Genomic DNA, 13,265 nt, shown 5'->3' with positions numbered 1-13,265 from the left:
ATGCCTGATCTAGATGAACATAGAACTCCTGAACAAGAAGTTATTAAAGCTTCTTCAAATTCTAGAAAAAAAAAGTCAGTAAGTACTGGACTTGCTAAATACTTTCAGGCAGCACTTGAACATTTAAATTATTTAGAATATGGTGATCCCTCTGAATATATCTTAAGAAAACATAAAATGGAGGTATTTAATAGTCCTCTTGAATCTATCTGGGTGCCCCCTAGATTCCGGAGACAGGATCAATCTGGTGATGAAGTCCCATTCAATACCTTATTGAATGACTCAAATCAAGGTCAACTTGTTCTTGCTGATCCAGGCTGTGGCAAATCTACACTATCAAGGTATCTCACTTGTTTATTTATTAAAAATTTTCGACAAGAAAAACAAAATTATTTTGGAATATTAGTCCCATTGAGCTTGATTCAATTATCAGGAAAAACATATCAAGAAGCAGTAGCACATTGTGCTGCAAAGTATGTTGGTTTAGAGAAGGATAATGAAGTTATCGATGAATTGAAAAAAAACATTTCCTATGCATGTATCATTTTTGATGGTTTTGATGAATTGCCAATTAGTCGAAAAACAATAGCAGATAAAGATTCAGCATCACTTAGACAAGAAGCTGCTGCTCTCATAAGATCGCTTCTCTACGTACAAATCCCACAAGCAGAAAGCGACACTCCTTATAAACTAATTATAACTTGTCGGACAAAAGACTATTTTGAAGATCGTACATCAAATCTAGGTACGCTTCCACATTATTATATGTCAAAATTTTCGCCGAACCAAATGAATTTGGCAATACTTAGATGGCATGAGGCTGCTAGAATTCAGGTTATTGATCATTTTAAAAGCAACAATGAGGCCATTAAGTCACTTGCCGAACGATGTGTTGGTATACAAAGTACGTTGCGAGAGCATTCTGATTTGGCAACAGTATGTCTTACACCACTTATGTTAAACGCTTTACAAACAGTTTTTTCGGATGTAAAAGATATACCATCATCTGTTAGTCAACTGTGTTGGCAAGCTATTAATTGGTTTTTTATAGACAAATACCGCGATACGAACCAAGATTTATTCGTTAAACAGAATGGGGCTTGGTTAATGGAAACAATTACTGAGATTGGGTGGTCAATGCACGTGCGTGTAGTTGGTGGTCAACTAAAGGCTTTTAACAACATCGAGCTTAGGGAGCTAACAAAATCTGCTTGTACTCTAAAGGATTTTACAAAACTTGATTATGATTCCCAAGAAGATGCAATTACTCGTGTGGCTTCATTTCTAAGACGTGGGCACGGTATTCTGGTTAAAGTCTCAGATGATGGATTTGATTTTGTTCATAATGTATTTCGAGAGGTTCTTGCAGGTCGTGCATTGGCAAGACTATCGATGTCTGAGCGCCGATTGTATGCACTAAATGAACAATGGCAAAATCCGATACGTTACTGGGCAGGTTTAAAAGCTTCAGAAAATGATGGTTTATATGAAATAAGTTCCTTTGTTGCTGAATTGTCTCAAGATGTTCAATCTGAAAGTTTACAAGCTACCCTTGCTTGTGGTGGAATGCTGGTTGAAGTTATTGCAATCGTACCATCTCAACTAATTACACGGATGCTGAAGACCCAAATAGATGAAATTCGGGAAAAATTATGTTGTTTGCTTCAAAAAGAAAATCTGAGGTTGGTGGATAGGATTAAAATTGGGGATATGTTAGGTACCTTAGGAGATCCAAGGCTTGAGAAGGGGGTCCTGGACAGAATTATTTGGATTGCTGCAGGTAATTGTCAAATTGGACGCATTGAAAACCATCGAACTAGAATTTTAAAATATCAGAAATGTCCGGCGGCACCACCACTTTCTGGACAATTAGAAAAATTTGGAATTAGTTCCTATTTAGTAACAAATGCAGAGTTTCAGCGTTTTATTGAAGCTGGTGGATATGATATTGATAAATATTGGTGTAATGAAACAGCTTTAAAATGGGCTCGTGGCAACGAAGAGACAATTCAAATTCTAATAAAAAAATCTAGTGATGTTGCACAAATTCATTATTCAAGCGAATTAGCAGCACAGCGATTAGTGCCTGACGAAATTCCCGAACGTTGTATTCAAATGATTAAACGAAAGTTTCCACTATACTGGGAAGATCCAGCCAATAATAGACCAAATCAACCAGTTGTAGGTTTAAATTGGTGGGAAGCAATAGCATATTGTCGTTGGTTAGAGGAGACTCTAAAAAATAAAGGTTTATTAGATCCACAAAAAACCATACGCCTTCCGATTGAAGCAGAATGGGAAATTGCTGCTCGTCTCTGTGGTGATAACAGTATATATCCGTGGATAGACGGAGAGCCTTCGGATTGCGCTCTAGTGAGAGTCGCCTTTACTAAAGAGGATATTGCGCCTTTGTTCAGATCATGTGGAGTTGGCCTATTTCGATCAGTCAAAACCAAATTTCCAATTTATGATCTTGTCGGAAATGTTTGGGAATGGTCTGGTTCCAAAGCTAATCCATATGATAAAAATAGCTTTATACAAACTTTAGACACAATTGGTCTAGAGGACCGAATTTCTCGTGGTTCATCCTGGCTTTCTTCCGAGGAGGAATCTACGCAAATTACTTTTCGTAGCTTTGATCCACCATATAATGCTTATGAAGATCTTGGTTTCAGAATTGTTATCAAATAAAAATTTAAATGGCAATAGGTTTTAATAAACATATTGAACCTTATATTATAGATGTTTCTCATGCATGGCGAATTCTTGGACGATTAGGATTGGTTGACACAATCTTTAATCATATTTCAGCTGTAGCCGGAGATGAAGAAGGAAAATTAAGTTTGATAATGAATCCTAGTGGGAGACTTTCAATTGAAGTTTACCCAGAGCATTTATGTGTTTTTGCCTTGAAGGAATACATGCCTTCAGAAGCAGCTAGACTTGGTGTTATAAAAGATGGATTACATATGCATTCTGCCATGCATAGCTTGAGAAGGAAAGTAGGTGCAATTATTCATACACACTCACCTTATTCTATAGCAGTGGGCTGTTCTGAATCTGGATTACAATCGATGAGCCAAACTGCAATGGAGTTTTTAGGCGAGTTGAAAATGATTGACTATGATGGAATGTTTCGCAACCAGATCTTATCCGAAAGCATTTCTAATCTTGCTATTCATGGTGGGGTCGCACTGTTACGGCATCATGGGTCATTAGTTGTGGCAGATAGTATTGCTGAAGCATTCTATCTAGCATACTACATTGAAGAAGCATGCAAAATTCAAGTACTAACTCTTTCACAAGGTGTTCCACTGATAATTCCTGAAAAATCCTCAATAAATGAAGCACATCAGTTACTACAAAATGATAGAAAAATTGTAGCAAAGCAACTTTTTGAAGCTTTTTGCCGGCAATTGGAGAATAAAAATGCATCAAATAAAACAACAAAGAAGTAATATAGCAGTAATTGGAGGTGGAGTCGTTGGCCTTACAACTGCTTTTATCTTGTCAAAAGAGTATAACGTCACTGTGGTTGCAGAGCACATTGGTACAGCAACTGATTCTATCAAAGCTTCCGCAATCTGGCATGTTTACCTAGTTCCTGAAACTGACGAAGTCCTATCTTGGGCTCAAATCACATTAGAAAAATTATATGATTTAGAAACTAATGAACCGTCTGCCGGAGTTGAGGTAGTTCCAGGTGTTGAACTATTTCGTAAAAGTGGACCAATTCCTCATGTTCCAAGTTGGTCACATATTCCAAAGAGATTTAAGATATTTACAGAGAAAGAGGTTGCAATGTATAACAAATATATTGCTTCAGAGCTCACTGAAATTGAACTTCAACTTTTACGAGAAAATCCAGTCACTTGGGGATATTATATTGATGCACCTGCCGCAGATATGCAAAAGTATTTATCATGGTTAGAGAAAAGCGTTATTAACCAAGGAGTAAAAGTTAGAAAAGTAAAACTTTCAAGTTTTGATGATATATCAAATGATTATGAAATCATCATCAACTGTTCAGGTTTAGGTGCAAGAGAATTAACTAAAGATAGAAATTTTATTCCTTATAAAGGACAGTACTTCGTGCTTAAGGCTTCTACTACATCACCAAAAGATTATGTTGGAGATGATTACCATCCTAATGGCATAACATATGTAATTCCAAGACTTGGTGAAGTGTTGGTGGGGGGATGGGCAGAAAAGGGATGTGAAGACCTTGAGTTAACTCTAAAATTTACTGATGCAATTAGAAAAGCTGGATTGTATACCCCTTGGTTGCAAAGTTGTTCAGAAAGTGATCAGGCTCGGTCACCTGTAGTGGGAATTCGACCTGCGCGTGTTAATGGTGTACGTTTGGAAACAGATACTCTTTCTGCTAAAATCCCTATAGTTCACAACTATGGTCATGGGGGGTCAGGGTTTAGCCTTTCCTGGGGTTGTGCTGAGGCCGTGAAGGTATTAGTTCTAAAATTGTAAAAAATGTTGTAAAACGCACTTTATAAAAGGGGTTACCTAGGCTCATAAATCTAAGTTGAGGGCACTCTCAATTTCAAGATGAAATTCTCATCCTTGGCGACTACAAATGTTTTTGGTTCAAGTTAATGTGGAATCCAAGACAATCATTAGAATGAGAAAAAAGAATAGCACAAAGTAATAAGTGGAGTTGTAATTAACGCACTGATAAAACTTAATAATTTAGAAATAGTACAATAAAAACATCTCTCCAGATTTTCCAATATGTGTCGAGGGTCATCATAATCCCCAGCTGGGTCATAAGTATCTATAGAAAAGAAAAGTCAAGTAAATAATTTAATATTACTAAGGAACGCTTTTGGCCCCCGACACAATATGGGAATGTGCTATCGAGGAGCAATAACATTCTTTAACCATCACTTCGAGATTAGAGAAAAAATATTCTTTTTTAATCGAAAAAGAGATACAATAAATAATATTGACTTTCATACATTAATTAGATAATTTTTCTTTACCAAGTTGGTAAAGAAAAATACTTGGCTTATTTTATGCCGATATGCTACTATGAATATAGAATTTTATAATCTAAAACATGAGAGACTCGTGAATGATTATGAGTCGTTGAAAAAGCGTTATAATAAGGTGAAGGGCGTTGATTCGGCTTCCGATATTATTGCAACCTTAGATGTTTTGTTTGCAGCACCTACCTTAGCGGATGTTCCAACGGGGTTTCGTCCCCATCCACTAAAAGGAACTTACAAAGGCTATTTTGCAGTAGATGTTGATAAAGTTATTAGAGTTATTTTCAGACCAAATCACGAGGGGGATTCCGAATATAGAATAGATAATTATAAAACCATTAAAAATATTTCAGTCATAGAAATATTTTCGAACTATCATAAGGGCTAACATTAATATGAGCTACTTACCTAATAAAGCAATACATCCTGGTCGCATCATAGCTGAAGAGCTTTCGCGTGAGGGAATGACCCAAAAAAGTCTCTGTGAACGAATGGGTATTACGGAAAAGCATCTCAGCCAAATCATTAATGGGGAGGCATCCATCACCGTTGAAACATCTCTTTTATTGGAGAATGCGCTTGGTGGATCGGCTTCATTTTGGATCAATCTTGAAAAAAACTTTCAGGAAACGAAAGTGCGTATCGAAAAGCTTTCAATAATTAAAGAAGAAATATCCATTTTATCAAAATATCCTTATTTAGAATTAGTTAAGCGTAGGTATGTGGAACAAACAACTAATAAAGAAAAGAGAATCGAGAATCTTTGGAAATTTTTCGGTGTGAATTCTCTTTCTTTCGTATCGACAACCGAAGGAGTAGCCTTTCGTAAACGAAACGAAGCAAGTATAAAAAGTGAATCTATCGCTGCATGGTTAAGATGCGGAGAACTAGAAGCTAAAAAACAAATTCTTCCAGAATATTCCGAAACAAAATTGAGGGATATACTGAGTACCCTAAAATTATTATCTACGAAAAAACCCGAACAATATTCAGTAGAGGTTATTAAACAATTGAATGAAGTTGGTATTGCCCTAATATATATTTCACATTTCCCGGGATCGGGTGTAAGTGGTGCTGTTCGTTGGATTAACAACAAACCCGTTATTCAGTTGAGCTTGTATTATTCGTGGGCGGATATTTTCTGGTTTAATTTATATCACGAACTTGGCCACTTGGTATTACATGGAAAGAAAGAAAAATTTATTGAATTTGATAAGAAGGAATTAGCTCTTGCAAGAGACAAAGAAGATGAAGCGGATGAATTTGCGAGTGATGAACTCATTTCACCCAAGAGTTATTCACAGTTCTTAAAAAACAATCCCATTATTTCAAAAAGTAGTATCCTAGAATTTGCAAATAGTCTCAAGATTCATCCAGGAATAGTGGCCGGTAGATTATGCCATGATAAGAAGGTTAATTGGAATACGGTTTCAAGCTTGCGTCCAAGATTAAAAATAGCATCTGAATAAAATGAATGTAATTATAAATTAAAGGTCGTTAGTAAATTTGATGGAGGTACATAATATGGAAAACGAAAAAGATCAAAAAGAAAAGTACGAAGGAAACGGTGGAGAAAAAAAAGAAGTTACTATCATCGTAAACACGCGTGAAAAAAAATGGCCCAAAACCAAGATAACGTATGAAGAAGTGATCGTAATTGCCTTTGGTTCGTATTCTTCAGACGAAAATATTATTTACACTGTCACTTACGCAAAAGGTGCAGATTCAAAACACGAAGGATCACTTGTGCAAGGTGGAAGTGTTATGGTTAAGGACGGAATGATTTTTAATGTCACACAAACTAATAAATCTTAATCCAGATTTAAAAAGGCTTAGGGATGAAGGGTATGAGATTAATGTCGTTAAATCCTATTTACTCGTGTATCATGTCCCATATGTAAACTCGAAAAAGGAAGTTGTTTTAGGTGTGCTTGTTGCTCCTATACAGATTATACAAGATAATCGAATAGCAAAACCTAACGACCATACAATTCACTTTGTTGGAGAACATCCTTGCGACCAAAATGGAATACCTTTGAAAGGAATGGTTAATGAAAGTAGGCACAAAACTCTAGCTGAAGGTATCGAAGTTGATCACTACTTTTCTGCAAAACCTATTAATGGTAATTATGAAAATTTCTATGATAAAATTACCACATATGTTTACACATTGCTGTCTCATGCACAAGCAATAGATGAAAACACCAAGGCAAAAACGTTTAATATTATTGAATCTACCGATCCAGATGATGTTTTCAAATATTCAGATTCAAATTCAAGTAGGGCTGAGATTGATGCTATCTCCGAAAAGTTACAAAACTTAAAAATATCAATCGTGGGATTAGGTGGGACGGGATCATACATTTTAGATTTTATTACAAAGACTCACGTAAAGGAGATTCATCTTTTTGATGAAGATCAATTTTTTTCTCATAACGCTTTCCGCGCGCCTGGGGCAGCTTCAATAGACGATCTAAATAAACAACAGAAAAAGGTTGCCTATCATCACGAAGTATATTCACATATGCGGAATTTTGTTTTCCCACACGCATATAACCTTTCACCCTCAAATTTAGATGAATTGCGTGGAATGGACTTTGTGTTTATCTGTATAGATAAAGGAGAGATTAAGAAACTTATAATACAAAAACTAATGGAGTTAGGAATACCATTTATAGATACGGGCGTAGGTATCGATAATATTGATGGTAAATTAACGGGTAGTGTACGAGTGACCACAGGTACGGTGGAAAAGAATAATCATATTGATTCAAGAATATCTTTTTCTGACACTGGTGGGGGTGATTATAATAAGAATATTCAAATTGCAGAGATCAATGCGCTCAATGCAGCCCTTGCTGTAATAAAATGGAAAAAGTTGTTTGGTTTCTATCATGATTTGCAAAAAGAATATCATTCAGTTTTTAATATCAATTGTAATCAAATGGTAAACGATGAATCAATTAACGCATAAGTTTGTAAAAAATATCCCTGAGAAAATAGAAGATGGTGTTATTTATATATCCATAGATTATGCCTCGGTTATACATAAATGTGCGTGCGGATGTGGGAAAGAGGTTGTAACTCCCCTCTCACCAACAGATTGGAAATTAATTTTCGATGGAAAAACAATTTCTTTATATCCTTCAATAGGTAATTGGAATTTTGCCTGTCAATCTCATTACTGGATTGAAAGAAGCCAAATCAAGTGGGCACCTAAATGGTCAAAAGAACAAATAGCCACAGGAGTGAAACAAGATAAATCCAATAAGAAAGAATATTACAGTGGTAAGGAAAAATGGTCTCTATTTGATTATTTCAGGAAAAAATAAATCTAATTTTAAAAGTAACTTTTGTCTCATAAGATTATTGTTGGATGTGAAATAATATTTTTCGTACCTCCTAAGGGTTCCTTGATCAATCCCAAGATTCGTTGCCATTTTTTTCTGACTTAGTCCATGAATCTTTCTATAATAGATTAGTTGTTCTCCAAGTGTTTTATTTGGAAAAATCTCAGGTATATATCCTAAAAATTTTATGACCTTGGGAATGTACTTAACCGATGGATTACTTCTATTACTTTCCCAATTATAGATACTCGTCTCTTCGACACCGATTAATCTAGCAACATCAGCTTGAAAAAGATTTTGCTCTAGTCTTCGTTTTCTAATATGTTCCCCTATAGATTGTGGATTTTGAGGTATATGTGAAGGTTTTTGAGCCTTTAATGTTATTTGGCAGATGGGCAACGCAGGTATGAAAATTTATAGCTGAAAGCAATATAAACTTTGGAAGGATTTTTTCCTTATCTAAATAGTTGAAGTTCACAATCTATAATAATAGCTCAGAATCGCTGTAAATTGCCTGATTGTTAATCAGTCAGCTCAATCACATGCTCATTTTTCAAGAATTCGATTCATGGATAAAGGTATAATTGTTGTAAAATATTTAATTCTTCACAAATATCTATTCGATACTCGAAAAACTGACCTAACTATCCAATGAAATTCTTCTTTGCCTTGTCATCAATTTTAGAAATCAAATTAAGATGTTGTGGAAGAAGTATTGGTAAAGAACAATAAAAACTCGGATACAAGTTTAAAGACAAAAAACTGATTTAGTTACATGAAATCCCTTTCAATTTGAATAACATTAGTACAACTACTAAACTTTTCCGGTAAAAATGCCCTAAATATTTTAAAAATGTCGTATAACTACTAATGCTATATTCAAGACCTCGCAATATATTCAGTAGTAGAATTGATAACTCCTGAACAGCGAGGACTTTTAAAGTTGTCAAATATTTTATCGTTTTAAAGTTTCGAACGGCTATAAATTTAATAATACCGGTCTTCTTAATTGCTCTCTCGATTTCTTGGACAGGCAAAATTAAATTTTTACAAAAAACATCAACTATAATATGCGAGGAATAACCATGGAGAAAATCCGATTGCTTGTGGCTGAGGATGAGACCATTATAAGAATGGCTCTTATTAAATTACTCGAATCTTATTCCGGATATTGTGTTGTTGGTGAAGCTGAAAACGGTCATGAATTAATGGAAAAGTATCCGAAAGCAAAGCCTGACATTGTTCTTTGCGACTTAACTATGCCGATTATGAATGGATTAGAATCTTCGGCTAAAATCCTCAAACAAGACAGATTTGCTAAAATAATTTTGTTTACAATGCACAATGAGGAAGAATATATCTGCGGTGCAATAAGACTTGGTATATTGGGCTACGTTACTAAATACTTATTGGATAGCGATTTGAGATTTGCGATTCAATCTGTATACGAGGGGGGAACATATTATCTGGGAAAGACAATTGAGGAAATAGAAGAAATTAAATCTAGATGTTGCAACAAGGGAATGGATGGTAAATTTGATGAATTATCAACGCGTGAGAAAGAAGTATTATTTTGGGTTGCAGCCGGAATGACAAGTGATGAAGTCTCGATAAAATTAAATATATCTAAAAGAACGGTTGATTGTCACCGTTTTTCAATAAAAGAAAAAACAGGTCTTAACAAGAGATCTGAAATTGTTGATCTTCTAAAAAATATTAAACAATTCCCGAGAGTAAATTAGCATGAAAATATAAGACTGATTTTATTATGGAAATAAATATATAAGTATAAAATAGGTACTTTATACTTATTTGCATGATAGAATTAAATATTATCTTAAAATTGAAAATCTAAGGTGCAAAAGCAAATCTTCACTACAGCTAATACAAATCCAGGGATGGGGGTTACGACAACTAAATTGCTGACTATTTTATTGGAACTTTTATATTATTTTATTGCTGTGATTCTGCTTTTCTCAGGGGTGAGTAAAGTTCTTGATCCTTCCCCAATGTTTGGAACAATGAAAGCGGCTTTTAAGATTAATGAGGAATTGTTAATACTTGCGGTAACAGTAGTCCCTATAGTAGAAAGTGCACTTGGCTTGATGTTGCTTTTAAAAGTACAAACAAAGAAAACCTTCTTGGCAACTATAGTATTATTCTTTGCTTTTTTTGTGTTCAGTGTTTACGGAACTGCAATTGGTTTGAATACAGACTGTGGATGCTTTGGAGATGCGGTTAGCAGTGAGTTTGGGATTACGATGATAATTAGAAATTTAGTTTTGTTAACCATAATAATATGGTTAGCAGTTGATATTAAGAAGTTTGCTTCTACCAGGCACAAAATAAAGTAACTATTAAATAATTGAGGATAAAACTCAATCTGTGTTTTTATTTAATCACTAATTAATAAAATAGAATGTTTAAGAAGTTATGAAGATTAAAAATATTAAGGTAATTTTAGCATGGTCCATTCCAGCTCTATTGCTTTTGTTTTCTTTTTTTAATTTTATTGAGACAAAAAACAAAAACAAAGACTTTACTAAATTTTATTTACAACCATATGAAATAAGTGTTTCGCAATCACTTCAAATCGATAATCACTTTATTCCAGATCTGTCATTTATTAATTTAAAAAATACTAATAGTGTAAATATCCTAAACGAATCAAAACATGAAAATTATTTAATAGTTGTATATTCGGAACACTCATGTAATCCTTGTTCAGAATTACTTCTTAATTTTTGTAATGAACTAACTCAAAGTGGCTACAATAAAATTTATGGGATTTTCAATTATGAGGATATGAATGAAGCTAAAAGATTTGTAATTAATAATTATGTGAACTATCCATCTCTTTATGACCCTGAAAATCAATTCATGGAAAAATTAAAAATTACAGAAAGTCCAGTTATTTTATGGGTTGATAAAAATAATAATATAATTAATTCACACTTTTTACAACCTGAACTTGAGAATATAACTAGGATATTTTTTGATTACATCAGGTCACAGGTAATTACAAAACCAAGTAGTTAATACTTTAAACTCAGTGTTAGGAGGTATTTATGAAAGTGCAAAAAGTTATTTATTCCGCTGTATTATTATTATCCCTTAGTATTTTTTTCTATTCACAAGTTAAAGCCTTGCCAGAACCTTATGAAAAAGGCCCTATGACCGAAAGTTATTGCAATAAAGACCAAGCTTGGGATGTAAATTGTGCTGGTGATAGTGGTATTTGTACAAGTCAACACCACAAATGTAGTGCATAATTAAAAATTTAATTAGTCGATTGAGTTTGTTTGCTAGGTATTTGATAACAAACTCAATCACTTTTTTCCTAAAAGAAGTTTATATGAAAAATAAAAGAAAAATTGGACTCTCTATATTAGCTACTTTTTGCATTGTTCTGTCTTGTAGTAAAGAAACTCCATATGAAAGAGCAAATAATCATTTTACTATTGACACGGCAAAGGCTGAAGTAATAAAACAAACTAAAACGCTTGAAGATATATTCGAAAAACAATCCTTAATTGAATTAGAGACAAATAATAGATGTAAAATTGGTAGGATTGACGAATTTATTGAAGTAAAATCAAAGAATAGAATAATCGTTCTAGACTATAAGAACTCAGAAGTATTTCTATTTGATACCGATGGAAAATTCATTAATCAAATTGGGAAAAAAGGAAAGGGTCCAGGCGAATTTATTAGATTATTTTCGGCTTGTTATGATAATGATAAAATTTATATAGGTACGAATTACACGCTGTTAGTTTATGATATTAAAACCGGTGACTACCTAACTTACTATTCATTAATCAAGAATGAAGATATTATTTATGTTCATAAAATATATGTAAAAGATGACATTTTAGTAACATATCAAAGGTATCCTAGTAGTAAAAAAAATGACGTAATTGTTTACTCATTAAGCAAAGAGAAAATTATAAATGTGTACGGACATGGAGAAACAAATTATGGTTATCAGGTCAACTTGTTCACTCAATTAAACAATACTTATTTTATATATGGTAACAGTTTTAACAAAGACCTTTATCAAATTGATCTGGATAATAAAACTATTAAAGTGTTTTCCACTCTTGATGATGTGACTATACTTCCCGATAAGTTTAAAAATATAAAAGATCAAAATCAGCAAGTAATGTGGAAACAAAAGAATAGAGACATAAGCAATAATTTCAAGCCTTTATATAATATACAAACAGTTCAAGGTTTTATTTTTGTTGAACAAATAATTACTTCTAAAGGTGGAAAGTATTATATCTATGATTCAAATGGAAACTTACTGAATATTCTAAATGATTATGATTTTCTAAGTTCATATAAAAACTTAATGTTCAGAGATGAGCCAAATTATAAATTCACATCCGAAGGATTAATTATTTATGGGTATGAAAAAGAAAAACCCATTAGTGCAAATCCAACATTAGTCTACTATAAATTAAAAGATAAATTGGACTAAATATTCCGATAAATGTTTTGTGAATTGAATGATTCAGAAAGCACTTTTAGTTACTACTATATTATTCTTCGTCCTTAATTGAGTAGCGTTAATGGAAATGTAATTAGGTTAGGCGCGAGTTGAATACGTTTTAGTACTACCATTAAAAGTAAGTTTTACTGTAATTATAATAATTTGAATTTTGGTTTTGTTAACGAATGTTTTTGCCTGGTGATGATAAAGAAAAGTGTGCCTCCAATGGAAAAATTATTGTAATAATATTTTCAAGGAATACTAATTATAAAAATTATTTGGACATCCATTGTTGCTCGAATAATTCGATATTAAATCAAATATAAGTAAAGTTAAATTCATCAATTTGTATAAAGTACATGGTGAATTAATGTTATATTTAAAAAATATTATTTAAGAACAACAAAAAGGGAA

13 protein-coding genes are annotated in these 13,265 nt (G+C 33.3%); all 13 read left to right on the top strand.

The window, feature by feature from the left end:
* The 13 genes from NTX65_04910 to NTX65_04850 all read left to right on the top strand — a co-directional run bounded on the left by NTX65_04910 (position 1) and on the right by NTX65_04850 (position 12,839).
* Positions 1-2,691 carry an SUMF1/EgtB/PvdO family nonheme iron enzyme gene (locus NTX65_04910; GenBank protein MCX6168652.1) on the top strand — a complete coding sequence of 897 codons (2,691 nt, stop codon included), beginning with the start codon at positions 1-3 and terminating at the stop codon, positions 2,689-2,691.
* A gap of 8 nt (positions 2,692-2,699) precedes the next feature.
* Positions 2,700-3,458 (top strand): class II aldolase/adducin family protein, encoded by a 759-nt coding sequence (locus NTX65_04905; GenBank protein MCX6168651.1) that lies wholly within the window; start codon positions 2,700-2,702, stop codon positions 3,456-3,458.
* Entirely contained in the window at positions 3,430-4,485 is a 1,056-nt protein-coding gene (locus NTX65_04900) for an FAD-dependent oxidoreductase (protein ID MCX6168650.1), read from the top strand. The genes NTX65_04905 and NTX65_04900 overlap by 29 nt, the downstream gene beginning before the upstream one ends.
* Positions 4,486-5,046: 561 nt before the next feature.
* The gene (locus NTX65_04895; GenBank protein MCX6168649.1) at positions 5,047-5,391 is read left to right on the top strand and encodes a hypothetical protein; all 345 of its coding nucleotides are present in this window, start codon (positions 5,047-5,049) and stop codon (positions 5,389-5,391) included.
* A gap of 7 nt (positions 5,392-5,398) precedes the next feature.
* The gene (locus NTX65_04890) at positions 5,399-6,472 is read left to right on the top strand and encodes a HigA family addiction module antitoxin (GenBank protein ID MCX6168648.1); all 1,074 of its coding nucleotides are present in this window, start codon (positions 5,399-5,401) and stop codon (positions 6,470-6,472) included.
* 55 nt (positions 6,473-6,527) lie between these two features.
* Entirely contained in the window at positions 6,528-6,818 is a 291-nt protein-coding gene (locus NTX65_04885; protein ID MCX6168647.1) for a multiubiquitin domain-containing protein, read from the top strand.
* Positions 6,793-7,977 carry a ThiF family adenylyltransferase gene (locus tag NTX65_04880; protein MCX6168646.1) on the top strand — a complete coding sequence of 395 codons (1,185 nt, stop codon included), beginning with the start codon at positions 6,793-6,795 and terminating at the stop codon, positions 7,975-7,977. The genes NTX65_04885 and NTX65_04880 overlap by 26 nt, the downstream gene beginning before the upstream one ends.
* The gene (locus NTX65_04875; protein ID MCX6168645.1) at positions 7,958-8,335 is read left to right on the top strand and encodes a DUF6527 family protein; all 378 of its coding nucleotides are present in this window, start codon (positions 7,958-7,960) and stop codon (positions 8,333-8,335) included. The genes NTX65_04880 and NTX65_04875 overlap by 20 nt, the downstream gene beginning before the upstream one ends.
* Before the next feature lie 1,103 nt (positions 8,336-9,438).
* A complete protein-coding gene (locus tag NTX65_04870; protein MCX6168644.1) occupies positions 9,439-10,095 on the top strand; it encodes a response regulator transcription factor in 657 nt (218 codons plus the stop codon).
* A gap of 114 nt (positions 10,096-10,209) precedes the next feature.
* Positions 10,210-10,707: a methylamine utilization protein gene (locus NTX65_04865; GenBank protein ID MCX6168643.1), complete on the top strand. Its 498-nt coding sequence runs from the start codon at positions 10,210-10,212 to the stop codon at positions 10,705-10,707.
* Between the two features lie 79 nt (positions 10,708-10,786).
* Positions 10,787-11,392, top strand: a complete 606-nt coding sequence (locus NTX65_04860; protein MCX6168642.1) for a redoxin domain-containing protein — start codon at positions 10,787-10,789, stop codon at positions 11,390-11,392.
* Positions 11,393-11,421: 29 nt separating this feature from the next.
* Entirely contained in the window at positions 11,422-11,625 is a 204-nt protein-coding gene (locus tag NTX65_04855; protein MCX6168641.1) for a hypothetical protein, read from the top strand.
* An 83-nt stretch (positions 11,626-11,708) separates the two neighbouring features.
* A complete protein-coding gene (locus NTX65_04850; protein ID MCX6168640.1) occupies positions 11,709-12,839 on the top strand; it encodes a 6-bladed beta-propeller in 1,131 nt (376 codons plus the stop codon).
* Positions 12,840-13,265 lie beyond the last annotated feature (426 nt).

It is taken from the genome of Ignavibacteriales bacterium (genome assembly GCA_026390795.1).
Lineage (GTDB): Bacteria > Bacteroidota > Ignavibacteria > Ignavibacteriales > Melioribacteraceae > Fen-1258.
Note: the sequence above shows the minus strand (reverse complement) of the source record. Positions and strands in the feature narration are given on the sequence as shown.